We start from the raw sequence: 26,229 nt of genomic DNA on the forward strand, positions 1-26,229 counted from the left end.
CAGAAATAACCGGAACCTACAGAGCTGTAAGGAGAGGCCCGGCGGCGGCAGCATCGGCCGGACGCAGAACCCGACCGCCGGGCTCACCCAGTCTTACCTACTGCTCGCCGCCGCCGGAAGCACCGGGGCCTAGAGGTCTCAGGCCGCGAGACCGATCTCGTCGGTGAGCGGGATCGTTGCGCCCGGATCCGCCGGCGTGGGCAGCACGTCGTCCGGGCCGGCGTCGCCGCCGACGCGTCGCAGGCTGATGCCGTTCCAACCGACGATGCACTCGGCTTGGTCGAAGCAGTTGCGCTCTATGGCGTTCATGTCGACCTGGTACTCGGCGCCGTCGCCGTATCCGACGACCACGCCACACATTCCGTAGGCGGGAAAGGGGGCGATGACCTGCGCCTCGGTGCCGATGCCGTGCAGCATCAGGGACCTCCTTTCGTGGTCGGGTGGACGGCTTATCGGGACAGCCGCAGGTGCCAGCCGGCCGGGCCCTGCCCGTCGACCGCGCGGACGAGGTTCGGCGTGTAGGTCTCGGGGGCCGGGCGCCCGGCCCCTTCCCAGGCGTTGATCCATTCGCGCAGGGTTTCCAGGGACGGTGAGTTGGGGCTGTCGGCGAGGATGGTGCCGTCCTGCTGGAGGACGGCGGCCGTGTCGGGGGTGGTGTGGCCGATGGCCCACAGGTCCGGGCGGAGGCCGGCCATGGTGAGCTGGGGGTCGCCGAGGAAGGCGGCGAAGGTGCGCCAGCTGGGCCAGTCGACTTCGGCGCCTTCGTAGGGTTCGGTGTGCATCGCGTGCAGGAGCCGGTCCAAGGCGGTGCGGGCGCCGGTGTGCAGCCGGTCGTCGTCCGCCCGCCAGGCGAGGGAGATCCAGGAAGGGGCCGGGATGCGGTTTTCCCAGTCCACCCAGCGGCCCGGCAGGTCGAGGTCGCCCTTGGGGGAGGCGGTCGCCTCGATGTAGCCGCCGGTGGCGACGGCCTCGGTGGTCGGCTGGCCGTCGTTGACACGGATCTTGGCAACGACGGTCATGTTGGGCACGTTGGCGATCGGCAACGGGGCGACGATGAGACCGCCCTCGGCGACCTGATCAGTCCACGCCTTCGGCAGCAGCGGCGGGGTGCACCAGGCCATCACCCGGTCGTACGGGGCCCGCTCATGGAATCCGACCGTGCCGTCGGCGGTATAGCAGCGGACGTTGTCCAAGCCCCGCTCGTGGTGGATGACGTTGGCCCAGCACGTCAGGTAGGTGTCGATGTCGAGGCTGGTCACCTCCCCCTTGGGTCCGACCAGCCGCGCGATCAGCTCGGTGGAGTAGCCGGAGCCGGTGCCGTACTCGGCGACCCTCATGTGTGGTCGCAGGTCCAGGGTGGTCAGTTCGCGGTGGATGACGACCGGGTTCGAGCGGTGCGGCGTCGGTCCGCGGCCTTCGTGGTGGGTGTAGTGACGCTCGGGGACTTGCTCGGCAGCCAGGGCGACGGCGCTCACGGCTCACTCCTTCGGGGTTGGGTACGCGTTTGCGACAACTGGTCCGGGCGGGTGAAGGACACGGGCCCCGGAGCCTGCGGGCGGGTCAGATCGTGAGGGCCGTGTGGTGGTGCCAGCCTGCTTCGGTGTATTCGCCGACCGGGCCGTCTTCAGGCAGTTCGGCCCAGGCGTGATACGAGGTCGGCGGCGGGGAGAACCGCACTCCCAGACACCAGTGCAGCCGGCCGCCGAGCAGGGCAGCGGCCAGGACCGCGCCGAGCGAGGTTTCCATGCAGGCGGCCCGTCCCGGCCACAGGCGGGCGGTGTGCCATACCGCCTCGACCACCGCCTCCGCCCGCGCAGCGGTGAGCGGCCGGCGCCCGGCTCGCCGGGCCCAGCGCACGGCGCGAGTGGTGTGGCGGAAGGGCAGCCGCAGCAGCACCAAAGCCAAGGCGAGGCCTGCCGCTGCCGCGCAGCGTTCGAGGAATGTGCCGGTGCGGACAGTGGAGAACGCCTCCATGCTCGTCATCGCCACCACCTCCACCAGCGGCGGTGGCTCGCGGGACCAGCGGTGGCGAGGCCCTGTGCGGTGAGCGCGTCGGCGACGGTACGGATGTCGACGGCGGCCTGCTCGGCGCCGATGCCGTAGCGAGTGGCGTACTGGCCGACGGCCTCTTCCTCGGTGGCGCCCGACAACAGGAGCATCACGGCGGCGGACGCGGTCGGGGTCAGGTGCGTCCAGCGTCCGGTGCGCTCATCCAGGATGGCGCCGCCCGCATCGGTGAGGACTGGATGGGTGCTCTCACGCAGTCGCCACATGGGAGTTCACCTCCCACCGGGCCGGGGCGGTTTCCAGTTGCCGGAGCCAGACTTCGGCGGCGACGGCGAGGTGCAGGGCGCCTTGGGCCGTGGGCTGTCCGGTCGCGGCTCGCTGGAGCATCGCGGCCACCGGTGCCTCGGTGACCAGGCCGGCGGCGGCCAGGCGGGAGGAGGGGCCGAGCAGATCCCGCAGCACGGGGGCGTGTTCGCGCAGGCCCGCGTAGGCGAGCGCGTTGAATCCTCCCTTGGTCACCCGCGTCAGGATGAAGTCGGGCAGCACGCCGGTAGGGGCGAACGCCTCGCCCAGCAGCGGCTTGTAGCGGCCTGGGGTGCCGCGCTGGTCGGCGGGCACGGCCAGGCAGGCCCGGATGACCTCGTTGTCCAGGAACGGGGCGGCGACCTCGATGTCGTGCCCGGCGAGCGCGATCTGGCGCCATCCGGTGGTGTCCGCCCCGACCCGTGCGAGGTCCTGGCGGTCCGACCACGCCATCAGCCGGGCGGGTGCGGTGGCCAGTTCGGCGGCGACTTCGAGGGCGCTTGCGAGCCGGTCGCGTACGTCGGGGCTCATCCAGTCGGCGGTGGCCAGCAGCGGCGTCCAGGCCACCGGCCGCTCTGCCTGCGGCACCCAGGGGCGCGGAGGGCGCCGCAGTTCGGCAGCTGCCTGCCGCCAGGCCCCGGCCAGATCGGTCCGGGCTGCCGGGCGGGCGCGCCGCAGCAGGGTCAGGGCGGAGGTATGCCGCAGCCGGGCGTGGGCCTGCGCGTGCTGCCAGGCGCGACGATACTGGTGCTCGCGCAGGAGGTCGGCCAGGTAGGCCGACGGTGCGGACAGCACCGCGTCGCCAGCTGCCCCGGTCAAGTGGACGCCCTCAGGGTGGTGTCCGACGGCGGTGTCCAGGACGGCTTTCTTGATGGAGGCGGTCACCACGTAGGCGTTCGGGGCGTCGGTGACCGGCAACGCCGAGATGTCCTCAAGGCCGGCGTAGTAGACGGTTTCCGAGCTTCCGGGCGCCGTATGGTGCGAGAGGTTGGGCACCGTGGCCGCGGTGCGGACCGCATACAGCAGGTCGTCATCCCGCAGGCGCGCGTCGGCAAACGTCACCGCAGTCACCGGCCCGCGCTGGGCAGCCAGGCAAGCCAGTGTCGTGGAGTCCAGCCCCGCCAGATCCGCGCTGACCGGCCGGCCGTCGCACCGGACGCCTACGGCTTCGGATAACGCAGCGCGCACCGTCGGCGCGGCGTCGCGCAGGTTCACTGGCTCGTACTCGACCGGCTCGTACCGAACGATGCACGCGCCCTGCGGGGTGATCAGCAGCAGGTGCCCGGTCGGCACCCGGCTCACCGAGCGGAACAGGCTCCACTGCCCCAGGACGTCCGGCTGGCCCAGGGCCAGGTGGGCGGCCAGCGCGGTCGGATCGACCGGAGCCCCGTCCAGTGCCGCCAGAACGGCGACGGAGGTCGACCACCATGTCCCGGCGCTGTCGGTCCGCCAGCACACCGGGTACTGACCGGCCAGGTCACCGATCACCGCCAGCGCCTCGCCCCTGCGGGCGATAGTCAGGTAGGAGCCGGGCCAGCGGGTCAGCGCCCGCCAGTCCTTCGCCCGCACCAACTTCAGCCCCTGCTGAATTTGCTGGTCATCGGCGCCGCAGTCCCCGACGACTGCCAGCGCCAGCGGTCCCGAGCCCGCAGCCCGGACCTGCCTCGCGGGCCAGTTGATCGTCCATGCCGTCTCCAGGCCCGGCACCGGGCGCCCGCCCCGCGGCAGCCGGTCGAACCCGCTGCTTCCGTACCAACCCGTACTCCACTGCATCGCCGCCCGCTCCTCGAAGTCGTGGTGTCCATCGCATCTGTGGTCAAAGAGCGGGCGCCGGGCCGCTTCGAGGCGTGCCCCAGCACGACCCCTGCGGCCCGGCGCCCTCTCACACCCGGTGCCGGCCCTTGCGCATGGCCCAACGGCTCCGGGCAGAACGCGGGTCAGGCGTTCTTGTACTGGGTGTCGTCGGCGGTGTCGAAGTTGTTCGTGCCCAGCGTCACCGCGACGACGTCCCCGGCGTTCACGACGACCGGCGCGCTGTAGGCGGGCTTGGTGGTCTGCTCCATGATCAAAACCTCCAGGTTCTTGCGTCCCCCGCGCCCTCCAGTGAGCGCGAGGCAGACGGCCTTACTGGGGCCGAGCGCCGGGGCCGGGGGAACCGTTTGGACCCCGTCGCTCGGCCTGATGCACAGTCAACCCAGAGCGCGGGTACGGCGGTACGGTGGCGGGCAGGGCAAGGGGTATATCGGGTATACGGGCAGGTGCTCCCATGGTCACGCGCACGCCAAATCAGCAGCTCAAGGAGCTCGTCGCCGAGTCCGGCTTGACGTACGCGTCCCTGGCCAAGGCCGTGCGTGCGGTGGCTGCCGAGTGCGGCGCGGCGTTACGGACCAACAAGTCGACCGTCGAGCACTGGATCGCTGGCGTCACGCCCCAAGGCGATACCGGCCGCTACCTCGCCGTCGCGCTGTCCAGGCGGCTCGGCCGCCTGATCACCCCGGCCGACCTCGGGCTGGCCGAGCCGGAGGAGGAGGATGACAGCATCGGGCTGACCCTTGGGGACGATCCGATCAATGCCCTGCTGCCGATGTGGAGGTGCGAGTTGGACCGGCGCCGCTTCCTGGCCACCTCCGCGTACTCGGTGGCTGCTGCCGCCCTTCCCTTGGCCTATGTGCAGGAGATCGCCGACCGCACGGCCGCGGCCCGCACCGGTCAGGTCGTCGGCATGGCCGAAGTTGCCGCCGTGCGCGACATGGTGCGTGTCTTCTCCGAGATGGACGAACGCCACGGCGGTCAGCATGGGCGCAGTGCGCTCGTGCAGTACCTGCGCGACGACGTCGCCCCGCTGTGCCGGGGGCGGTTCCGCACTGAGGAAATGCGCCAGCAGATGCTCTCCGCTGCCTCCCGTGGTGTGCACCTGCTGGGCTGGAAGTCCTATGACGCAGGCCAGCAGGGGCTCGCGCAGCGCTACTACCTTCAGTCCTACGCGCTCGCTGTCGAATCCGGCGTCCGTGGGCACGACGGGTTCGTGATGCGCACGATGGCCATGCAGGGGCTCAAGCTGCACCGGCCCGAACACTGCCTCGGTCTTGCCGAGACGGGGCTGAACCGTGCCAAGGGCAGAGTCGACGCTCAGACTGAATCCCTCTTCCGCGTCGTCCACGCCCACACCCTGGCCAAGGCCGGCCAGCGCACGGCCGCCCTCGCCGAAGCCGAGCGGGCGAGCACCCTGCTGACCGCCGGCCCCGGCGACGAAGTGCCCTTCTGGGCTCTGGCCTGGGGTCCCCCGGCCGCGTCGGTCTACTCACGCAACGCCAAGGTCTACGAGACGCTCGGCGACTACCAGACCGCCGCCGAGCAGTACGGCCGCGCCGCCGGCGCCCGCCCCGCCGGCACCTACGCGCGGATCGTGGCCCTGGACCTGGTCGCGGGAGCCGAGATGCAACTCAAGCGCGGCCAGATCGAGCAGGCGTGCACCACCTGGAACCAAGCCCTCGACCACATGGACGGCGTACGCTCCGTCCGCACCCGCAAGGCCGTTACCCGCATGCGTGGCGACCTCGCCCGCTTCCGCGCCCGCGGCGTACGCTGCGCGGCCGAGCTGGACGAACGCGCCATCGACTTCCTCGCCAGCGCCTGACCCGAGTTGCCCCGATCCAGCAAGGGGCTACTCAAGGCCCTCAAGGCCACCTGCTCGGCCCGCTTCAACCACTGGGTAACCGGGCGACAGGGCGGGGCTCTTCCCTTCAGCCATCCTGCTCAGGCTCACCGGCTGCTGACGCCAGGAGCGAACAGTGCTTACAGCGGCCTGCCGTTGGCCGAGGCTTCTGCCACGGCTTGGTCTCGCACGGCGAGGGTGGCTGTCAGTGCTGCGGCGATGTCAGCGTCGGCCGGGTACGCCCGTGTCAGGGGGCGCAGTGCGATTGCCATGCGGACGGTGCCGTGCCGGAGTTCCGCGAGCGCGCGGCGACCATCACGCTGATGAGGATCTCTGGAATCGGCCAGGGCTCCACGTCGCCCCACTCGCTCCGTTGCTCAACTGAGTGGGGAGTGAAAGTGAGCGCCTCGCAGGTGACGAGCCGGGGCCGCCCGCTCGTGGAGCGTGCGGGCTGCGCCAAGCCGTCGCTGGACCTGGCTCTCTTGAAAATGCCCCTGAGGCGGCTTCTGTGCGTGGAGTGAGAGTGACCTCGTAGCCGAGGGCGTCGAGCTGGGTGAGGAGCCGTCGGCGGCGGGGTTCGTGGCTGATGCGGTTGCTGAAGAGGTCGGGATCGAGGTCCTGGTAGGGGGTGTCGGTACTGAGCATGTGGTAAATCGAGACGATCATGCTGTGGGCGACGGCGACGATGGCGCGTTTGTCACCGCGCCGGGACGTTTGCGATCCCGGCGGTGGGCGCCTCGCGTCCAGAGCCCGCCCGTTGGGCCACGCTGGCCTGTTGATCGGCAAATAAGCGAGAAGGGCTGTCGTCGGCAGTCGTGGCCGTCACACTGTGAGGTACGGCAACTGAGGCTTCGTAATAGGGGGACTGATGCAGGTGGAGGATTCCACGAGCCATGGACCAGGGAGATCCGGTTCGGATCGCGTGATGCAGTTGCTGTTGTCCATCGCGTTCGATCCCGAGCTGGACCCCGAGCCTGCCGAACGGCTGACGCGCCAATTGCGTGCTGAGATCGCCGAGCTGGATATCGAGTCGGTTGGCCCCGCGCACGCCGAGGCGGCCCCTGACGGGGCGAAGGGCACCGATGCCGTCACGCTGGGGGCGGTTGTCGTCGCACTGAGCGCATCCAGTGGAGTGTTCACCACGCTCATCGAGACATTGCGCGACTGGCTCAGCCGGCATTCCGCGCGGCATCGCATCTCGCTGACCATCGATGGCGACACCATCGAACTGGAGCGGGCGTCCGCCGCCGAGCGGCAGGAGCTGATCGATGCCTACGTGCGTCGTCACACCGGCGGGTAGCCATGGGCCGCCGGCTGGCGCTGCTGATCGCCACGTACGAGTACGAGGACGACGGGCTGAGGGCGCTCACCGCCCCGGCACACGATGCGGAGGCCTTCGCCGCGGTCCTGAAAGACCCCGACATCGCGGGCTTCGAGGTCACCACGCTGATCAACGAGCCGAACCATCGGGTCGGCGAGTCCATCGCCGACCTCTACCGCGACCGACGGCGTGACGACCTCACCCTGCTGTACTTCACCGGCCACGGCCTGAAGGACGACGACGGCAGGCTCTACCTGGCGATGACGAACACCCGCCGTAGCAGTCTGCTGTTCACAGCGCTGTCCGCGGAGCAGATCGACCAGGCCATGTCCGACTGCATGTCCCGGCAGAAGGTGCTGATCCTCGACTGCTGCTACAGCGGAGCCTTCCCCGCAGGGCGCCTCGTGAAGGCCGACACCGAGGTGCACACGCTAGAACGGTTCCAGGGCCGGGGACGGACCGTGCTGACGGCATCCGACGCCACGCAGTACTCCTTCGAGGGCAGCCAACGGCACGGCACGGCCACGCAGTCGGTTTTCACCCGCCACCTGGTGGCGGGCCTGCAGGACGGCAGCGCCGATCTCGACGGCGACGGCGACATCACCCTCGACGAGCTGTACAGCTACGTCTACGACCGGGTCGTCGACGAGATGCCACAGCAGCGCCCCAAGAAACAGGACAACGTCGAGGGCCGCATGGTCATCGCCCGGAACATCAACTGGTCCCTGCCGACGCACCTACGCCACGCGCTCAGCAGCCCACTCCCCACCGACCGGCTCGGTGCCCTCGACGGGCTCGCCCATCTCCACCGGATCGGCAACAACCTCGTTCGCCAGCGCGCCCTCGACGAGATCCAGCGCCTGCTGGACGATGACAGCCGGACCGTGTCCGCCGCCGCTGCGGCCCGCTACCAGCCACTCCTTCCGCCGACGCCCGAACCCGCGCCGCCAGCCGCGTCGGAGACGAAGCAAGCCGTTGAAGAGCAGGCAGCCCCGCCCGGCCCACAAACCGTCATCTCAGAAGCACAGGTCCCGGCCACCGCAGCCCTGACAAGCGACAAGCAGTCCGGCGTCAGCGGCGCTGACGGCCCCGCCGCACCGGTCTCCCCCGTTGCCGCGCCCTGGCAGCGAATCACGGTGGGTCACCCCGCCCCCGAGTTCGAGGCGCGGCCACCAGGCCAATACTCATTCGACTTCCCAGACACCGAATGCGACGGCTGGTCAACTCCCGCCCTTGTCTTACGCTCTGCCTCGGTGCGCGGCGACGCCCACCGCTACTACCGCAAGCCGCGCCAGGACGCCGCCCGTGCCGCAGAGCATGAGCCCACAGGCAGCATCGCCTTCGCCGTCGCTGACGGCTCCTCCCGCGCCTCAGAATCCGCGCTCGGTGCCGTCGAGGCATGCCGGGCCTCCCTGGAGAGAATGCTCCACCTGTTGTCGCAAGACCAGGGGCAGTTGGACTTCCAGGATGTAGCCCGCCATGCCGCCGAGCGGCTGTGGCAGCTCACCCAGTGGCGCCTTAGCCTTAGCGACAAAGAGCCCGAGCGAAGCGATGTGATGCAGTTGTACGCGACCACACTCGTGGCCGGAGTGGTGCGCCCCCACCCGGCTGGGCCTGTGGTCGAGGTCTGCAGTATCGGGGATTCAGGAGCTTGGGTGCTGGATTCATCGAGCGGGCAATATCAGCCGCTGTTCGGCGCGAAGACCGCCTCGGATGCCCTGGTGGCGCCGAACAAAGCGATGACACTCCTGCCTCATGTGCCCGATCCGGTGAAACACACCAGCATCCGCCTGACCTCTCCTCATCACGTACTGCTGATTGGCACCGACGGCTTCGCAGATCCGCTTGGCAACGGCCACGGTCAAGTCAGTGCCCTGTTCGCCAAACACCTCGCCGCACCGCCGCCTCCTCTGTGGCTCGGGCACCTGCTGGACTTCTCCCGGGAGACCTTCGACGGCGACCGCACTCTGCTGGCCATCTGGCCCCACCCGACAGCAGAGTCACGATGACCCCCAGGCGCTTAACGCCGGGCGCGCCGCGGGTCCTGGAGGCACTGACGCGGGCGGAGCGCGAGACCGTCACCCGGCTTGTGGGTGGGGAGATCCATTGAGCAGGTGTGGGCGCATCCCCGAGCAGCGGGTGGTCGCTTTCAGGGAGCGTCATCAATGCCGGCCGAGAGCCTGTTCCGCCCCCTCGAAGTGCTGGCGCACCCAGTCCTCCTCGTCGTATTCGGCGATCCGGGGCGCCAGGGAAGTCCAGATCGGCCGGGCGCGGCTGTCGAGGTGCTTGGCGATCCGTAGCTGCCCGTCGTTCTGACGGTTGTCGGGCATGAATATCCATATGAGGACGGCAGTGGCGCACAGGACTGCTGCCACTCCTGTGGGGCTGAAGCCCAGTTCACCAGCTGAGTGGAGCACGTAGCCGAGGTTCCAGAGGGGGCTGCGAGGAACCCGATGGCGAGTGCGCGCGGGACTCCGGGGTGCCTCAGCCACGGCGGGCCAATGGGGTCTCTGCTCAAGACGGCCGCCGCGACCAGCAGGGTGGCGGAGATCGCCGCCACGATCACGTTCGGAATCACAGTGCCTCCTGTTCGCGACCCGTTTGTGGGTCTCTTTGAGCGTATGCAGGACAGCGGACAGCTTTGGGGGCGTGGATCGTCGGGATGTCGGCGGCTCCCGCAGTACGCGACGAATGATGCGCCTGCTCCCGTGCTGCGGGATGGGCACGCGGGCCTGCTGCCTGTGCAGCCTCGCGAAGGAGATGAAGAAAAAGATGGGGCTCTGTGTCACATCAGGTCGGATCCGCCTCCCCTCTCTTCAGTGAGGCGGCAAGGTGCCGTCCTCGGTGAGGAGGCGCAGATGAATCCGCACGAGGTCACACCGAGCGGGTGGGAGCTGCGATGAACGGCATTCTCCCGCGTCCGTCTGAGGTGTGGCACTGGCTGTGGGTGCTGGTGGAGGGCGGTCTGGCGAGCCTGTGGTGGATTGCGGTTGTCGCCTTGGTCGCTGGGGCCGGGTGGGTTGCGGCCGCGGTGTGGTGGCGGCGGTGGGCGGTGCGCGAGCTGGCCGACCGTGAGCGGGTGGAGCTGGTGCCGGCGGCCACCTTCGACCCCGAGCTTGCCGAGGTGGGTCGCGTGGCGGGTCGGCTGGCCAGTGTTCGTACAGCGAGCGGGATGCTTCCCCGACGCGCGGCCGCGGTCCGTGTACGGATCGCAGCGGGTGCTGAAGGGCGCCTGCACTACTGGTGGGAGGGCCCGCAGCGGTCGGCTGGAGTGTTGCGGCTGTCGGGATACCGGCGGGTCGAAGTCGTTGCCCCTCGCACGCGTTCCGAGCGACGACGGCGCATCCGGTTCGCTGATGCTGCGCCGCTGAAGCGGGGTGGTTCCTGGTGAGCACCATCGACCTGACCAAGCCCACTACCGACGCGTCTGGTGATCAGGCTGCTTGGGTGGAGGAGCCCGCGGCCGAGAACGGCCCCGTCCAGAGCGGACCGCGCTACGTCGCGCGGGCCGAGATGGTACTGGTTGGGCCGGATCACCGTCCGCTGGGGAAGGCCGGGCTGGACCCTGACCCCCTGGAGCACCTGGCGGCGGTGTTCGCCCAGGTGCGCAGCGAGGCCGGTGAAGAGGCCGAGCTGGTCGTCGACCTGGTCCCGGTCCCCGGTCGGGAGGTGGCCCGACGGCGCCGTGCCCTGATGCGGCGTACCACTCGGCGAGGGCCGTCCGCGTACGGCGAGCGGCTCGGTACGGGCGGTCGCGGGGGCGGCGTGATGGAGATCCTGCGCGATGGCCTGGGCGTCTCGGGAGGCGGAGGGGCCAAGCAGGGCTCGGCGCGGGTGCCGCGCCAGAGTGACCTGTCCGAAGGGGTGGGAAAGTTCGTCCCTGGTGCGGAGGTGTTCGCCGTCCAGGTGCTGGTGCGGTGTGTGGGGCGGCATCCGCAGCAGGCTCAGGCCCGTCTGCACCAGGTGATGGCGGCGATGGAGGCCTTCAGCGGCGAGAACCGGTTCGTTCCGGTAGGGCCGAAGCGCGGGCCCTGGCGCGGGTATTCGAATGTGTGGTGGCTGCGGCGGCGTTTCGATCAGCGTCTGGCGCGGGGGGATTTCGCGCCGGCGCGGAGGCAGTGGGTGACGTGGCAGGAGGTCGCCGGACTTCTCAAGCCGCCCACCGCCCGGTGTGACGCGCCCAATGTGGCGCGCTGCGGCGGTGTGGTTCCGCCGGCTCCGGCTGCATTGCCGACCTGGACCGGGCAGCGCGATGTGCTGCCGCTGGGGCTGGTTTCTGGCCCGGACGGCATCGAGCGGCTCGCGGGCGCTCGCACCGCAGATGTCCTCTTCGGGGCCTTCTACGGCAAATCCGGCTTCGGGAAGACGGAGTTGGGCCTGGTTCAGTGCCTGGCCCGTGCATACGCCGGCGACGGGGCCTGGTTCCTCGACCCGCACGGCGCGGCGTGGCAGCGGGCCCGCCCCTACCTCGCGCACCCCGCTGTCGCCGACCGTGTGTGGGAGATCAACCTGGCGCGCCCGGCCATGACGGATCGGATGGCGTGCTGGAATCCGCTGTCCATGGAGGGGCGGGACATCGAGGAGGTCCAGGAGGTCATCGGGTCCGTAGTGGGGGCGATCGCCTCCGCCCATGCGTGGGGGGAGAACGCGACCCGAGCTAGGACGATCCTGTCCAGCGTGGTGCGTACCCTTGCCCAGCTCTCGCACCACCTTGTGACCAGCGGTCATCCGGAGCTGCAGCCGACCGTGTTCCAGATCAAGACGCTGTTGGAGGACGAGGAGTGGCGTGAGACGGTGCTGGCAGTTCTGGATCCGGCGGAGGCTATGTTCTGGCGCAGGTCCTTCCCCCATCTGGAGGCCTCAGCAGTCAATCCGGTGACCAATGCGCTCTACCGGCTCGACAACTCGCGGTCCTTGAAGGCGTTCCTGGGCTCGCCTCGGTCGGCCTACGACGTGCGGCGGGCGATGGATGAGCGGCAGGTCGTCTTCGTGTGCCCGTCCGGTACCGGGGAGAGCGACGAGCTGGTCACTGCGCTGTTGCTGTTCGACCTGTTCCGGGCGGGTGCGTCCCGCATCGATACCCGGGTCGAGGACCTGGCGACGTTCTGGGCGTGGGCGGACGAGCTGACCGCGGTCGACGGTGCCTCCCACGGCCACATCGCCAAGATCCTGGAGCAGCTGCGGAAATTCGAGGTGCGTTTCATGGGGATGACGCAGATGGCGATGCGGCTGTCCAACGAGACCCGGGCCGCCCTCATGCAAAACCAGAGCCTGTTGTCGGCGACAGCGGCGGACTTCGACGAGGCCGGCTTCGTGGCCAAGCGCCTGCCAGGGATCGACCCCGAGACGGTGCTGGGCCTGGACAAGTATGAGTACATCCAGTCGGTCATGCTCCACGGCAAGCGCACCACCCCTTTCCGAGTCCGTGGTGTGCCGGTCGATGAGGTCTTCGCCGACTACCGCAACGAGGCGGGGTTGCCGTACCTGGACGCGGCGATCGACAAGAACTTGAGCCGTCTCACGGTCGGCGAAATCCTCCAGGTCCAGCGCGGCCTGGACGACGCGATCCTCGCCCACCTCACCACCGGCCGGACACAACCGCCGCGCACCTCCGGCCATAGTTCCGGCGACGTGGTCCGCACGCTCCGCTCCGTCTAACCCTGCTCCACAGAAAGGCTTCCCGATGCCACGTCCTCGCTTCCTGGACCCCACCCAACGGGGCCTGTCTCAGCTCGGGCAGGAGATCCTGCCTGTGCTCTACCGCCACCGGCTGCTGACCGCCGGCCAGCTCACCCAGCTCCTGCGCCCGGCGGCCACCTCCACCCGCTACATCCGACGGCAGCTGGCAGTGCTCCACGACCGCGGCTTGGTCGATGCGTCGGTCCGCCGCACCAGCCGGGCCGGGGAACTCCTGTGGTACGTCAGCCCGCTGGGCTGCGAAGTCGTCGAGAACGGTGGCGAACTCGTGCCGCGGGCATACCGCATGACCTCGGACGCGGCCGTAAGTCAGCTGCAGGAACACACGCTGGCCGTCAACGACGTGGGGCTTGCGTTCGTGCAGCACGCTCGACGCCTGGGAGACGAGTGCGGCCCGCTCGACTGGGACCCCGAGGTCGCCCACCGTCTTCGTGACGGCGACAGCCGGCTGGGCGACGAGGCGTTCCTGGTGCCCGATGCGGTGCTCCACTACGTCCACACCGGCACGGCCGGCGACGGTCAGCAGCAGCGGATGCTGCTCACCTTCTTCTGCGAGATCGACCGGGCCACAATGAGCATCGCCCGCCTGGCGGCCAAGCTGCACACCTACGCCCGCTACTCCCGCTACATCCCCCAGCCGGCCCCGGGCCGCGGTCGGCCGAAGGCGGCTTCGGGCTACCGGCGGGAGGCGTGGCGGGCCCGCTACCCGGCCTTCCCCCGGATCCTGCTCGTGCTGGACGGAGCCTCCACCGTCCAGCTGGACAGACGGCAGGACGATCTGCGAGCCCTGGCTGCCGCGGATACCCGCCTGCATTCGGCCGCTCCGGACCTCCGGGCCGGCGTCACCACTCTCGATCAGCTGCGTCGCTACGGGCCGCTCGCGCCGATCGTCACGCCGGTCTTCGGCGACGCCTCCCCGAGCGACGCTCTGCTGCGTCCGTCCTCGGCCGCCTCCGCAGCCTGAACCCCTGGAGAGATCATGTTCCGCTTCTTGCGCCGCAAGCGTCGTGGCACGCCCTCACCGTCGATGGGTGGTGTAGCCGTTGTCGACGTCACTGCCTTCCCCGACCGGCATGCCGACCGTCGGTGTACGGACTATGCCGTGGTGGCCCAGCCGCTGGGACCGCTGGTCACTGAGATGATCGCCCTGCACACTCACACCCGGCATTTGTCGTGGCTGTCCGAGCGTGAGCAGTGCCGGGACTCCTACAAGCTGCTGGCCCGCTCCATCGTCCGCGAGGTACTGGCCGGCTGGCACCACCAGACCGACGGGCACGGCACGATCCATGATCTTCTGACCGAGGATGCCCGCTGTGCCCGTGGTGGTCGCGTGCCCGAGCAGCAGGAGGCGCAGGGATGGGAGTCCTCTCCCGGTAGCCCGGGTCCGGGGGGTGCGAAGCCACCGCGCCCGGCTCAGTGGTGGTCGCAGAAGACGTTCGAGGGTGAAGCCGGGGGTGCGACGCCGTCATCTGCGGTGCTGGGTTCAAGCCCTGTGTCCCACGAACCTGATCTTGGAGGCGCTGAGCTGACACGATCGGCGCCGGGGCAGGGCGTAGCGCCCTGGTGGTCGTATGCGAGGGGGCATCACTTTCTCGTTGCTCAAGGGGGCTATGACGGGGTCGGTGACGGTCGAGGCGACCGGCCCGGGGAACAGTGAGGCCACTTTTGAGGGCAAGATCGCTGGCTAGGTGTCGTGGCGGGGTTCTCGTCGCATCCCGTTGACCAGGGAAGTCAGATACCGCTCCGCACCGAATTGCCGGAGATGCGTCAGCCGTCCTGCAAAAACAGTCATCGGAGTCTGCAAATTCGCAGGTATCGTGCAGGTCCGGCCACTCATATGGCTCATTCCCGGCCTTGCGGCGAGTGATCAAGGAAATCGTCTCCACACCGACAAAACTCAGACCACTGCCTTTAGTTGGCGTCCCAGGGGAGGGAACACTGATGCGAACCACACCGAGCCGGAGCCGGTACCACAGGCCGCTCAAGAACAGCATGCTCGCGCTGTTTATGTCGGGCTGCGCATTGGCGGTTACCTCGTGCAGCGGCGCCTCTGACGCCCCAAAGTCATCTCCTACACCGTCGAATGCCCAGCCGACGGTGTCAGCTGACCCCACCGAGACCGCCAAGAAGGACGCCATCGCCACCTACCAGTCCTACTGGAAGGAGGTGGAGAAGCTCTACGCCGACCGCAGCGGAAAGGACACAAAGCTCAAGCAGTACGCCGCGTCGGCGGCGCTGAAGAACGTCGAGTCGGACGCGAAGAACGCCCACGACCACAACCGGATTCACATCGGGCAGGTCACAGTGGGCAATCCGACCGTGACCGACCTCGATCTGAACGGCAAGACGCCGAGGGCGACTCTCTCCAGCTGCCTCGACATCTCCAGGTGGGAGGTCGTCGACGCCAACACCAAGAAGCCGGTCTCGCTCCCGTCCAACCGGCTCACCAAGTACGTCATCCAGAGCCAGGTCGAACGCTGGCCTGGAGGCTGGCGCGTCATCCGCGACGAGCCCCAGGGCAAGCGATGCTGACCCTCAGAAGCACCGCGACCGCCACGGCGCTCACTGCAGCCGCGCTCGCCCTCCCCGTCCCCGCCTACGCCGACGGGCATGACTCGGCCGACACTCACTGCGGCCTGTTCACCTGCCAGGTCGAGGCCAACGACCCAGGCTCCGAGGGCAAAGCCCCCAGCGGCAACCGCGGCGATGATGGCGGGGACAACGGCGGTGACGAGGCCAAGAAGAGCAAGTGGAGCTGCACCTACAAGCTGGCTGACCCCCAGCCGCCGGCCGGAAGTATGGACTGGGAAGGCCACAAGCCCGGCGACGGCGCCGTGTACGAACAGTCCTGTTCGTACGGCGGCGACGACGGCTACCACGTGATTCGGATGGTGTGGGCGGCCGACCCGCCCACGGGGGGCGTCGACCCCGCCGTCCTCGCGCAGCGAGCGGTGGACAAGATGCGGCTGCGCGGCCCAGACATTGGCATCGTGCCGAAGGCGGGCGGTCACGGCCTGGTGGGACTGCCGGTGTGGATGTGGACCGCTAAGACCGCGGAGGCATACGGGCCTAACACGGCCTCTGCGTCCGCAGGTGCGGTCACGGTCACCGCCACAGCGACGGTCGATCGGATCGAGTGGGACATGGGTGACGGCCACCAGGTCACTTGCACCACGGCCGGCACCCCTTACCAGTCGTCCTACGGCAAGAAGAGTTCGCCGGACTGCGGATACCGCTACCTCCGCTCTTCCAAGGACGAGCCCGGCGCGAAGTACCCGGTCACCGCCACCTCGACCTGGACCATCGACTGGCGCGGCGCCGGACAGACCGGCCAGCTCACCCAGACCCGGCAGTCACAGACCCAGGTCAGCATCGGCCAGCTCAAGGTCCTCAACTAACCGCGGGCCAGCACATCACGAAAGTCGGGCGCGATGAAGAACCCCAGCACCTCCCAGATCCCGGCGCCGATCGCGGCGCCGCCGATGCGGCCCGAGACGCCGATCGGAGCCGGCCCCGTCCCTCGGCGCCGCAACCGCTCCATGCTCGTCCTCGGCGTCCTAGTCACGCTCGTCGGGGTGTTGGGCACCAGCATGCTGGTGCGCAGCGCCGGCGACCGTACGGACGTTTTGGCGGTGGCCCGGGAAGTGCCGGCCGGCCAGGAAATCACCCCGGAAGATCTGACCACCGCGGCCGTGGCAGACGACCCTGCCCTGCGGCCGGTGAAGGCGAGCGAGAGAGCCAGCGTGATCGGCCGCCGGGCGACTACGCCTCTGCACCCGGGCGAGTTGCTGACCGATGCCCAGGTGCACGGCGGCAAGACGTTGCCGGCCGACCAGGAGCTGGTGGCGGTGGAGGTGCAGCGCGGCGCTGCTCCGGTCGACGCGCTCGCGGCGGGCGACAAGGTGAAGATCGTGTCCACGCCAGGCAAGGACGAGCCTGTCTCGACCTCGAAGAGCCAGAGCGCTCCTGATCAGATCGCAGCCCAGATCGTGAAGGTCGGCACCCCCAACGCTTCCGGCGCCGTCGTCGTCCAGGTGTCGGTCGCCTCCACGGACAGTTCCGTGCTGGCGGCGCGGGCCGCGACGGGCCGGGTGGCGATCGTGCTGGCTTCGAAGGGCTGATCATGTCTGTGATTGCGCTCACCGGCGCGCATGCGAGCGGTGTGACCGTCTCGTCTCTCGCCCTGGCCCTGTCGGGGGCCCGCCCGTCGCTCCTGGCGGAGTGTGATGCGAAGGGTGGCAGCATCCGCACCGGCTACCGCATGGGCGAATGGGGCGGCGAGGTGGGCCTGTGGCACCTGGCTCAGGCCGACCGCGAGGGGAAGCTGCCGGAGGCGTTCGAGGCGCATCTGCGCCGTCTGGACACCAACGGCGCGCGACTGTGGCTGCCGGGGCTGACCGATCCGATGCAGGCGGCGGCGCTGGCCGACACGTGGGAGCCGTTGGGACTGCTGCTGCAGGCGATGGATCAGCACGCGGGCTACGACGTCGTGGTTGACGCGGGCCGGGTCGTGGTCGAGCAGGGCGCGGTGCATCCGTCGCTGTGCCCGCGGCCGTTGCTGCACCGCGCCGATCTGGTGCTGCTGGTCGTGCGGACCACGCTCACGTCGGTTGCGCAGACCCGCCCGGTGGCCCAGTTCCTCAAGTCGGAGCTGGAGCAGCGGGGCAGCGGCGCGGATGCGCTGCGGCTGCTGCTGGTGAAGGAGGGGGATGTGCCGGAGCACGAGATCACCCGGCGCCTGGAGGTGCCCGTGATCGGGTCGCTGCCGTGGGAGGAGAAGGCCGGGCGCCTGCTGACTCACGGCACGACGCGTCAGGTGAAGGCCGGGTCGATGCGGCTGTTCAAGCACGCCCGGCAGGCTGCTCACGCCGCGCAGGTCGATGCGAGCACGCGACGGCTGCGGATGCAGTTGCCGCCGCCGGCCGTGGCCTCGCCGGTCGTCGCAGGTGTCGTTCAGCGGCTGCTGGCCCCGCAGCAGGAAGTGAAGATCAGTGGCTGACTCCAACGTCAACGGCGTCTCGGGTTCGGCGTTGTCGGGGATGCTCAAGGACGTCCTCGCCAAGCGCCCTCAGCAGCAATCCGCGCCGCCGTCCGCTCCTGCGGCCGGGCCGGGCCGCCAAGCCGGGCCGTCGGAGACGGAGTCGCTGGCGCAGACGCCTGGTGCGCTGCCGGTGTCGCGGGCGGTCATCCGTGCTCTGCAGGAGGCGGTCTCGCAGGACCTGGTGAGCCGGGAGGAAGAGGCCACCGGCACGCTGTCGGCGGAGGACCGGCTGGAGCTGGCCCGTTCCCTGGTCGCCACGCGGGTCTCGGCATGGTCGGTGGAGCATGCCCGGACCAGCGCGCCGTTGTCCGCCGCGCAGTTGGAGACGGTGCGCCAAGCGATCATCAACGCCCTGTTCCGCGCGGGGCCGTTGCAGCAGTACCTCGATGACGACGGTGTGGAGAACATCGTCGTCGACGGGTCGCGGGTGGACGTGGAGTATTTCGACCGCCCCACGCAGCGGGTCGACCCGGTTGCCGACGACGACGAAAGTCTGATCGCGCTCATCAACCGGCTGGCTGCCCGGTCCGGTCACGGCGACCGGGTGCTGAATCCGGCGAGCCCCATGATCAACTTCCGGTTGCCGGACCGCTCTCGTGTCGCGGCGACGCTGCTGACCACGCACCCGACCGTGGTCATCCGTCGTCACCGTGTGATGAGGGCCGAGCTGGAGGATCTGGTGCGGTGGGGCACTCTCAGCCCGTCTATGTCGGCGTTCCTGCACGCGCTGGTCATGGCCCGGCAGACGATCCTGGTCGCTGGGGACATGAGCGTCGGCAAGACCTCCTTGCTGCGGGCGCTGGTGCGTAAGGTCCCGGTGGGCGAGCGCGTCATCACTCTGGAGACCGACCGCGAACTCTTCCTGGACGGCGACCCGGACATCGCCGCGCACGTGATGGCGATGGAGGAGCGTGTCTCCAACGGTGAGATCGGGCGGGACGGGCGGGAGACCGGCCGGGTCACGATCGCCGATATGTACCCGCACACCCAGCGGATGTCGGCGAACCGCGTGGTGGTCGGCGAGGTGCGCTCCAGTGAGGTGGTGCCGATGCTCAATGCGATGAGCTCCGGCGGCCGCGGTTCGATGTGCACGCTGCACGCCGCCTACCCCCGGCTGGTGCTGCCCCGGCTGGTGCAGCTGTGCCAGTCGGCCGGTATGGACGTCGACAGTATCCAGCAGCTCGTCGCCAACGCCGTCAACTTCGTGGTGTTCATCCGGCAGACCGACCAGACGCCGATCGGCGGCCGCCGCCACCGCTACGTCTCCCACATCCTCCAGGTGAGTCCCGGCGAGGGCGGCAAGCCCGCATTCTCCGAGGTGTTCGCACCGGCCGGAAACGGCGACCCGCGCGGTGTGCCGAAGCTTCCCCCGAGCGGGGAGGCCCGAGAAGAGCTGGACAACGTGGGCTTCGCCCGGAGCTGGCTGACCGATCCGCAGTACGGCCGGTGGCCCACGGCGATGGATCTGATCAGGAGGGCGGCATGAGTCTGGGACAGCTGGGCCTGCTCGGTGCCTTGTGCGGCCTGCTCGTGGTCGCCGGAATCATCCTGGCCGTACGGTCCTTCCGCCCGGTCCCCGCGGACCGGGCCGCTGCACCGCGGCGGTGGACGGGGCTGTGGGAGCGGGTCTGTGACGCTCTGCCAGGACCGTGGGCCGCGGCCTACCGGTGGATTCTGGTAGTGGCTGGTGGCGCGGCGCTGGTGATGTGGGTCTGGACGGCGAGGCCGGTGCAGGGGCTGCTGGCGGCCGCGGTGGTCGCCGGGGCGCCGTGGATCTGGCACCCGGCGGGTACCTCCACCCGCCGCATCGAGCGCCTGGAGGCGCTCTCGGCGTGGCTGCAGCATCTGGCCGGTGCGCACGTCGTCGGGCACACCCTGGAGGCTGCGATCAGCGGCGCGATGCGACAGGTCCCCGCCCCCATCATGGAGCCGGTGCGGGTGCTGGAGGCGCGGCTGCGGATGGGCGTCGACAAGGAGGACGCTTTCCGGGCGTTCGCCGACGACCTGGATGACGGCGCCGTCGACAACGTCGTGCTCGTCTTCCTCACCCACATCCGTGACCGGGGCCAGGGCATGGTCGAAACCCTTCAGGCCCTGTCCGATCTCACGGCCAAGGAGGCTGCCGCGCTGCGCACCGTGGACGCCGAACGTCAAAAGATCCGCACCCAGACCCGGTGGGTGGCCATCATCGTGCTGGGTCTGGCCTGGCTGATGGGCAGCAACTTCGGGGAGGTGTGGGCCACGTTCGGCGGGCAGATGTGGCTGCTCGCCATGGGGGCCGTCTTCGTGGGGGCGATGGTGTGGCTGCGCCGACTGTCCGTGATCAAGCCCGCTCCCCGTCTCTTGCACCCACGATCCGGTAGCGCCGGCTCGGTCGCCGTGGCGGGGGGTGCCTCGTGATCTCCCTGTCGGGCGTCGTCTACGGCGCGATGATCGGCGGCGGTGCGTTCCTCGTGGTGCGTGAACTGCTGCCGGGCCGACCGGACTTGGGCAGTGTGCTGGACCGTCTGGAGAACACCGTCCCGCCCGCGTCGTCGGCGGCCTCGGTGAGGGGAGGGTCCAAAGGCACGGTGCTGACCGAGCAGGTGGGTGCCCGCTTCCTGGCCTCTGCCGGTGGTCGGCTGTCGGTGCCGCGCCAGGACCTGGACCTGCTGGGGATCTCAGCGGCCAAGCATGTCGGCGACAAGATCGTTGGTGCGGTTGGCGGTTTCGCGCTGCCGCAGATGGCCCTCGCGCTGATGGCTGCGGCCGGTGTCCATCTGCCGTTCGTCCTACCGCTGTTCGTCTCGTTGCTCTTCGCCGCCATGATGTGGGTCTCGGCGGACACCAACGTCCGCAGCAAGGCGACCAAGCTGCGGCTGGAGTACCGCTACGCGGTGGCATCCCTGATGGAGCGAGCCCGGCTGCAGCGCGGTGCGCACGCCGCGGCGGAGAAGGCACTGTACGAGACGGCGGCGGTCGGCGACGGCCGGGTCTACGTACGGATCCGGGCCGCCCTGGAGCGCGCCAAGCTCTCGGGGACACCGCCCTGGGACGCTCTCAAGGCGTTGTCCGAGCAGCTGGACGTGCCCGAACTGGCAGGTCCGGCCGACACCTTCGCTCATGCCGGAGCGGAAGGCGCGAACATCATGGCCGCGCTGGAAAACCAGTCCAAAACGCTCCGCAACCGCCTGCAGACCGACATCCAGGCCGAGGCCAACGCCGACTCCGAGAAGTCGATCGTGCCGGGCACGCTGCTGTTCGTCGCGCTGATCGCCACGCTCGGATACCCGCTCTTCCAGACCGTCCTGGCCAGCTGAGCCAGAGGCGCCAGAAGTTCCGAAAGGGGAATCTCATGAAGTCCACCCGTCGCAGCCTCGCCACCCGCCTGCACACCGGAGTGCTGCGGATGCTCGACGACCGAAGCGAGGCCGGCCTGGAGACGCTGGAGAAGCTCATCCTGGGCGCGGTCATCATCGGCGCCGCCTCCGCCTTCGCGCTCGCCTTCAACGGCAAGTTCGACAGCCTGCTTAACGCCTTCAAGAGCGCCTTCTGACATGCCCGAAGCGGGGAGCCGCCGATGGCGGCGCATACGGGCGCGCCTTGCGGACGACGCCGGGATCGGGACGCTGGAATTCACCATCCTCGCGCCGGTCATCGCGCTCGTGCTGTGCACCGGATTGCAGCTGGGCATGTGGTACCTGGCGCAGGAAGCGGCGCTGACCGCGGCGCGCAAGGCCGCCACCGCCGGCGCTGCCTACCAGTCCTCCCCCGCCGACGGCACCTCCCGGGCCCGGAACTGGCTCGCCGGCATTCACGTGCTCAAGGACGCCTCGGTGTCCTCGGCCGGATCGACCGCCGACCGGGTCCGTGTGACCGTCACCGGGCACGGCGTCTCCCTGGTACCGGGCTGGACGCCGAAGGTGTCCAAGAGCGCCGAAGTGCCCGTCGAACGCTTCGACGTGGGGCCATGACATGAGGACAACAAACGTGCTGCGCAGCCGGTGGTGGCGGGATGACCGGGGCTCCTACACGCTGGAGACGCTGATCTGTGTGGCGGTGCTGATCCCGTTCCTGGGGCTGCTGGCCGCCTACGGCCTGGCCGGGCTGTTCGACAACTCCGTCGACAACGCCGCCAACTCCGCTGCCCGAGCCGCCTCCCAGGCCACCGACGCCGACACCGCGCAGGCCCGCGGCCGCGCCGCCGCCGAAGCCGCCCTGCGGCAGGACGACCGCAACTGCACCAGCCGCACCATCGACATCGACACCAGCGCGTTCGCCTCACCGCCCGGTCAGGCAGCGAGCGTGACGGTGACGGTCACCTGCACCATCCCGCTGGCCCAGCTGTCCGTCCCGGGCCTGCCCGGCTCGAAGACCTTGAGGGCCACCGCCATCAGCACCGTCGACCAGTACGCCGACCGGGGATAGCCACATGCCACGCCTCCTTGCCCGCCTCCGCGGCGCGCTGCACGACCCCGAGGCCGAGCGCGGCTCGGCCACCTTCTTCTGGGTCATCGCCGCCGGCCTGTTCTTGAGCGTGCTCGCGCTCGTCGTTGACGGCGGCGGGCAGTTGAAGGCGTCCGCGCACGCCGACGACGTCGCCAACGCCGCGGCGCGGGCCGGCGGACAGCAGATCGACGCCGGTCAGGCGATCCCCGGCGGCCAGGTCGTCGTCGACCCCGACGCCGCCGCCTCCGTCGCCCGGTCCTTCCTCCAGCAGGCCGGTGTCGAGGGCAGCGTCACCATCGAGGGCGGCGGCCGCCGCCTGGTCGTGACCGTCCACGACACCTACCGCTGCCTGATGCTCGCCGCTCTCGGGCGCCCCACCCTGTCCGTCACCGGACACGGCTCCGCGCAGCTCGTTGAAAAGGTCGGAGGCTGACCTGATGTCCCATCCCCCTCGCCGCCTCTGGCCGCTGACCTTCGTTCGCTTCCTGGGCAGCCTGGCCGCCCTGGCTGTGCTCGTAGTGGGGCTGCCGATCGCCCTGCTGCAGGTGGGCACCCTGCCGTCCGGCATGCCGACGCCCGGCGCGATCGGCGAGGCGCTGACGGCACCGGACGACAGCGGCCAGGCGCTGTTCACCCTCCTCACGCTCATCTGCTGGGTGCTGTGGGCGTGGTTCGTAGTCTCGGTGGTGGTGGAGACCGTGGCACTGCTGCGGCATCGCAGTGCGCCGCGAGTGCGGGCGCTGGCCGCGCCGCAGCGGCTGGCCGCCGTCCTGTTGGGCGGGTTGTTGGTGCTGCCGCCGGCCACCGCGCTGGCGGCGACTCCGGCCACCGCCGCTCCCGCAGCGACCGCAGTGCACGTGCCCTCCGCCCCGCAGACCCCAGTGAGCGCACAGCAACAGTCCGACGCGCACGACGGGCCGACGCATGTCGTCGGCGCCACCGGCGAGACCGTCTGGGACATCGCCGAGCACTTCCTGGGCGATGGCCGCCGGCACGCCGAGCTGCGCACGCTGAATCCGCACCTGCCGCAGACCTCCACCCTGCCCGCCGGCACCGTCGTCCGCCTGCCCCACGACGCGCGCCCCGCTGCCGACCGGGGCCACGACCACGCCCAGGCTGGGGTGAGCCCGCAGACGGAGCGCACCAGCGCCGCTGACGGGTCGGAGTCGAAGGCGTCCCAGTACGCGGTCGTCCCGGGAGACTCCCTCAGCCTCATCGCCCAGAAGGAGACGGGCGACGCCGACCGGTGGCGCGAGATCTACCGCGCGAATCGCGACGAGATCCGCGATCCGGACCTGATCTATCCCGGGCAGCACCTCACCCTGCCCCAGCAGGCATCCGCCCCTGCCCCGGCCCCGCCCAAAGACCGAGGCCAGGACCAGGGCCAGGACCGCGGCAGTCACGAGCACGCCCAGGCGCCGCACGGTCAGACCGCTCACCCGCAGCAGGACGACCACCAAGCCGCGCCCCAGGAACGCGACCAGACGCGCGAGCACGACGCTTCGGGCGGCGGGCCGGCCCCGCACGTCTCTCCCCCGGTCCCCCAGACCGCGCAGCCGTCGGCCCGGCCTGCTCCGATGCCCAGCCGATCCACCGGCTCCGCTGCCGACTCGATCCCCGCGGCCTCGGCAGAGGGGGTCAGCACCACGACGGTGGCCGCGATCGGCGGTGGGGTCCTGGCCGCCGCTTTGCTGTCCACCCTCGCAACCCGCCGCACCCTCCAGCAGCGCCGACGGCACCGCGGCCGCCGCATCGCCCTGCCCGAGGATGGCCCGGCCGCCACCGAGCAGAACCTGCGCGCCGCCGAGGCCGCACTGGACACCACCATGCTCGACGGAGCACTGCGCACGGCTGCGGTGCACCTCGCCAAGGCCAGCCGCGAACTGCCGGCGCTATCCGCAGCGGTGATCAGCCCCACCGAGATCGTGCTGCACCTGACCAGCCCGGCGGAGCCCGTGGCCCCGTTCACCACAACCGACGACGCCCAGCAGCGCTGGATCTGCCCGACGCGCGGGGGTGACCTGCTGCCCCAGGAGCAGAACGACGACGTCGACTCCCCGTTCCCGGCGCTGGCCTCCCTCGGCTGGGACGAACACGGCCACCTGATCCTGATCGACCTGGAGAACGTCGGCCACCTCCACCTGACCGGCACCGACCGGCACCGCGTGCTGCGCACCCTGGCCCTGGAGCTGGCCGCCAGCGAGTTCGCCGACCACCTCACCGTCTCCCCCACCGCAGACAGCGCGCCCGGCCTACATGAGGAGTTGCCCGAGCGGGTCAGCGACCACACCGACTTCTCAGCGGCCGCGCACGCCCTGCGAGCGCATCACGCCGAGCAGCAGCGAGCCCTGTCCGTCCTGGAGGCGGACAGCCTGCACCGCGCCCGCACCGGGGTGGACACCGCCGCCGCCTGGAACCCCCACATCGTGCTCGGCGACCTCGACGACGCCGCCGACGCCGACACTGCGCTGCTGCAGCAGGTCCTCGCGCAGCACCCGCGATCCGCGACCGTCCTGGTGACCGCGGGCGCCGAGGCGGACGCTGCTCCGGCCAGCGCGTGGGTGGTGCACGCCGACACCGAGGCCGGGCCTGTCCCCCTGCTCCTGCCGGGTACGCAGGTGGAGGTCTGGTGCCGCGTGCAGGCGCTCAGCGACGAGGACTACGGATACGCGCTGGAGGTGCTGGCCACCACCCGCAGCGACGACGTCCCCGCCCCGCATCCCATCGCCACTCCCCCCAAGGCCGTTCCCGCGCCGCAGCCCGAGGAGACCGCCCCTGCCCCCGCGGCTTCCGCGGCATCAGAGCAGGTGGGTCCGGCCCAGGTGCCGAGCCTGATGGCCCAGTTCGCCGTCTACGAAGACAACCAGGACGCGCCCGAAGAGCAACAGCCAGCAGCCATTGCTCCCGAGCAACCCGCCGGCCGTGAAGACGACGAGGACGCCAAGGCATCGCGTCCTTCGACGCTGCCGGACGCGCGACCTGCCAACGGCCACGCGCCCGAGCAGGCGCCGGAGGATGTGTCCGCCGACGGGCCGGTGGTACTGGTGCTGGGCCCAGTGGACATCGACGGGCCGCGAGGCACCGTCGAGTCCAAGCGGCGGCGTCTGTGCACGGAGCTGGCGGCGTGGCTAGTGCTGCGCCCCGGCCTGGACCACCACGCCCTGGACGAGGCGATGTGGCCGGGCCGTGAGCCCACCCGCAACTCCCGCAACACCCTCGTCAGCTACCTGCGGACCTGGCTGGGCTCCGACGACGACGGAAATCTCTACTTCCCGCGGATCGCCACCACGAACGATGCCCGCTACGCCCTCGCACCCACCGTCGACTCCGACTGGCACCAGTTCCAGCGCCTGACCTCCGCAGCCGCCCAGAGCTCTGCCCCGCAGGCCGCCGCCCAGCTGCGCGGCGCGCTCGAACTCGTCCGCGGTCGGCCGTTCTCCAGCGTCAACCGCCGCCGCTACGCCTGGGCCGAGCACCAGGCCCAGGACATGATCTCCGCGATCGTGGATGCCGCCGCCGACCTGGCCGAGCACTGCCTGGCCCTCGGCGACGCCCGCGGCGCCCTGTGGGCTGCGACCAAGGGGTTGGACGCAGCTCCCGAGATGGAAACCCTCTACCGCATCGTGTTCCGCGCCTACGCCGCCCTCGGTGATTACGACGAGTTGGAGCGTGCCGCGCAAAAACTCGACACCCTCAACATGGAGCTGGAGGTCGACATGGAGGAGGCCACCGCCGCCCTCCTGGCCCAGCTCAGCAAGTCAGCCTGAGCCGGGGCGG

General features: G+C 70.1%; 26 protein-coding genes. 19 read left to right on the forward strand and 7 right to left on the reverse strand.

Going from position 1 to position 26,229, the window contains the following annotated elements; genetic code table 11:
- Positions 1-138: 138 nt before the first annotated feature.
- From CG747_RS32325 to CG747_RS46950, 6 genes are all read right to left on the reverse strand, one after another.
- Complete coding sequence (locus tag CG747_RS32325) at positions 139-417, reverse strand: hypothetical protein (RefSeq protein ID WP_100605423.1); 279 nt, start codon at positions 415-417, stop codon at positions 139-141.
- Positions 418-449: 32 nt separating this feature from the next.
- Positions 450-1,475, reverse strand: a complete 1,026-nt coding sequence (locus tag CG747_RS32330) for a protein-L-isoaspartate O-methyltransferase (protein ID WP_100605424.1) — start codon at positions 1,473-1,475, stop codon at positions 450-452.
- An 85-nt stretch (positions 1,476-1,560) separates the two neighbouring features.
- Positions 1,561-1,983 carry a lasso peptide biosynthesis B2 protein gene (locus CG747_RS32335; RefSeq protein WP_257980892.1) on the reverse strand — a complete coding sequence of 141 codons (423 nt, stop codon included), beginning with the start codon at positions 1,981-1,983 and terminating at the stop codon, positions 1,561-1,563.
- Positions 1,980-2,273: a PqqD family peptide modification chaperone gene (locus tag CG747_RS32340; RefSeq protein WP_100605425.1), complete on the reverse strand. Its 294-nt coding sequence runs from the start codon at positions 2,271-2,273 to the stop codon at positions 1,980-1,982. Before CG747_RS32340 ends, CG747_RS32335 begins: the two co-directional genes overlap by 4 nt.
- Positions 2,257-4,083, reverse strand: a complete 1,827-nt coding sequence (locus CG747_RS32345; RefSeq protein WP_100605426.1) for an albusnodin/ikarugamycin family macrolactam cyclase — start codon at positions 4,081-4,083, stop codon at positions 2,257-2,259. Before CG747_RS32345 ends, CG747_RS32340 begins: the two co-directional genes overlap by 17 nt.
- A 164-nt stretch (positions 4,084-4,247) precedes the next feature.
- Positions 4,248-4,373, reverse strand: coding sequence for a lasso RiPP family leader peptide-containing protein (locus CG747_RS46950; RefSeq protein WP_107490327.1), 126 nt, complete (start codon positions 4,371-4,373; stop codon positions 4,248-4,250).
- 203 nt (positions 4,374-4,576) lie between these two features.
- Between CG747_RS46950 and CG747_RS32350 the strand changes: the two genes are divergently transcribed.
- From CG747_RS32350 to CG747_RS32365, 3 genes are all read left to right on the forward strand, one after another.
- Positions 4,577-5,947 (forward strand): tol-pal system YbgF family protein, encoded by a 1,371-nt coding sequence (locus CG747_RS32350; RefSeq protein WP_100605427.1) that lies wholly within the window; start codon positions 4,577-4,579, stop codon positions 5,945-5,947.
- 943 nt (positions 5,948-6,890) lie between these two features.
- A complete protein-coding gene (locus tag CG747_RS32360) occupies positions 6,891-7,265 on the forward strand; it encodes a hypothetical protein (RefSeq protein ID WP_079147416.1) in 375 nt (124 codons plus the stop codon).
- 2 nt (positions 7,266-7,267) lie between these two features.
- Positions 7,268-9,295 (forward strand): protein phosphatase 2C domain-containing protein, encoded by a 2,028-nt coding sequence (locus tag CG747_RS32365; protein ID WP_100605429.1) that lies wholly within the window; start codon positions 7,268-7,270, stop codon positions 9,293-9,295.
- A 153-nt stretch (positions 9,296-9,448) separates the two neighbouring features.
- Here CG747_RS32365 and CG747_RS48290 read toward each other — a convergent pair whose 3' ends face one another.
- A complete protein-coding gene (locus CG747_RS48290) occupies positions 9,449-9,616 on the reverse strand; it encodes a hypothetical protein (RefSeq protein WP_180985787.1) in 168 nt (55 codons plus the stop codon).
- A gap of 569 nt (positions 9,617-10,185) precedes the next feature.
- Here CG747_RS48290 and CG747_RS32370 point away from each other — a divergent pair.
- The 16 genes from CG747_RS32370 to CG747_RS32440 all read left to right on the forward strand — a co-directional run bounded on the left by CG747_RS32370 (position 10,186) and on the right by CG747_RS32440 (position 26,219).
- Entirely contained in the window at positions 10,186-10,677 is a 492-nt protein-coding gene (locus tag CG747_RS32370) for a hypothetical protein (RefSeq protein ID WP_100605430.1), read from the forward strand.
- Positions 10,674-12,944 (forward strand): ATP/GTP-binding protein, encoded by a 2,271-nt coding sequence (locus CG747_RS32375; RefSeq protein WP_219621550.1) that lies wholly within the window; start codon positions 10,674-10,676, stop codon positions 12,942-12,944. The genes CG747_RS32370 and CG747_RS32375 overlap by 4 nt, the downstream gene beginning before the upstream one ends.
- 25 nt (positions 12,945-12,969) lie before the next feature.
- The gene (locus tag CG747_RS32380; RefSeq protein WP_100605431.1) at positions 12,970-13,947 is read left to right on the forward strand and encodes a replication-relaxation family protein; all 978 of its coding nucleotides are present in this window, start codon (positions 12,970-12,972) and stop codon (positions 13,945-13,947) included.
- 15 nt (positions 13,948-13,962) lie between these two features.
- The gene (locus CG747_RS47495) at positions 13,963-14,640 is read left to right on the forward strand and encodes a hypothetical protein (protein ID WP_146022176.1); all 678 of its coding nucleotides are present in this window, start codon (positions 13,963-13,965) and stop codon (positions 14,638-14,640) included.
- 440 nt (positions 14,641-15,080) lie between these two features.
- A complete protein-coding gene (locus tag CG747_RS32385; protein WP_257980893.1) occupies positions 15,081-15,515 on the forward strand; it encodes a secreted protein/lipoprotein in 435 nt (144 codons plus the stop codon).
- Entirely contained in the window at positions 15,509-16,381 is an 873-nt protein-coding gene (locus CG747_RS32390) for an ATP/GTP-binding protein (protein ID WP_180985788.1), read from the forward strand. Before CG747_RS32385 ends, CG747_RS32390 begins: the two co-directional genes overlap by 7 nt.
- A gap of 33 nt (positions 16,382-16,414) precedes the next feature.
- The gene (locus CG747_RS32395; RefSeq protein ID WP_257980894.1) at positions 16,415-17,104 is read left to right on the forward strand and encodes an SAF domain-containing protein; all 690 of its coding nucleotides are present in this window, start codon (positions 16,415-16,417) and stop codon (positions 17,102-17,104) included.
- Positions 17,105-17,106: 2 nt separating this feature from the next.
- Positions 17,107-17,982 carry a hypothetical protein gene (locus CG747_RS32400; protein WP_100605432.1) on the forward strand — a complete coding sequence of 292 codons (876 nt, stop codon included), beginning with the start codon at positions 17,107-17,109 and terminating at the stop codon, positions 17,980-17,982.
- Positions 17,975-19,510, forward strand: a complete 1,536-nt coding sequence (locus tag CG747_RS32405) for a CpaF family protein (protein WP_100605433.1) — start codon at positions 17,975-17,977, stop codon at positions 19,508-19,510. Before CG747_RS32400 ends, CG747_RS32405 begins: the two co-directional genes overlap by 8 nt.
- Positions 19,507-20,424 carry a type II secretion system F family protein gene (locus CG747_RS32410; protein WP_100605434.1) on the forward strand — a complete coding sequence of 306 codons (918 nt, stop codon included), beginning with the start codon at positions 19,507-19,509 and terminating at the stop codon, positions 20,422-20,424. The genes CG747_RS32405 and CG747_RS32410 overlap by 4 nt, the downstream gene beginning before the upstream one ends.
- Positions 20,421-21,323 carry a hypothetical protein gene (locus CG747_RS32415; RefSeq protein WP_257980895.1) on the forward strand — a complete coding sequence of 301 codons (903 nt, stop codon included), beginning with the start codon at positions 20,421-20,423 and terminating at the stop codon, positions 21,321-21,323. The genes CG747_RS32410 and CG747_RS32415 overlap by 4 nt, the downstream gene beginning before the upstream one ends.
- 35 nt (positions 21,324-21,358) lie before the next feature.
- Entirely contained in the window at positions 21,359-21,559 is a 201-nt protein-coding gene (locus tag CG747_RS32420) for a hypothetical protein (RefSeq protein WP_100605435.1), read from the forward strand.
- 1 nt (position 21,560) lies between these two features.
- The gene (locus CG747_RS32425; RefSeq protein WP_100605436.1) at positions 21,561-21,977 is read left to right on the forward strand and encodes a TadE/TadG family type IV pilus assembly protein; all 417 of its coding nucleotides are present in this window, start codon (positions 21,561-21,563) and stop codon (positions 21,975-21,977) included.
- 1 nt (position 21,978) lies between these two features.
- Entirely contained in the window at positions 21,979-22,431 is a 453-nt protein-coding gene (locus CG747_RS32430; RefSeq protein WP_100605437.1) for a hypothetical protein, read from the forward strand.
- A 4-nt stretch (positions 22,432-22,435) separates the two neighbouring features.
- Complete coding sequence (locus CG747_RS32435) at positions 22,436-22,885, forward strand: pilus assembly protein TadG-related protein (protein WP_100605438.1); 450 nt, start codon at positions 22,436-22,438, stop codon at positions 22,883-22,885.
- A 4-nt stretch (positions 22,886-22,889) separates the two neighbouring features.
- On the forward strand, positions 22,890-26,219 hold the full coding sequence (locus CG747_RS32440) for a LysM peptidoglycan-binding domain-containing protein (protein WP_100605439.1): 3,330 nt from the start codon (positions 22,890-22,892) through the stop codon (positions 26,217-26,219).
- Positions 26,220-26,229 lie beyond the last annotated feature (10 nt).

This window comes from Streptomyces sp. CB02959, from assembly GCF_002803155.1.
Classification (GTDB): Bacteria; Actinomycetota; Actinomycetes; order Streptomycetales; family Streptomycetaceae; genus Streptomyces.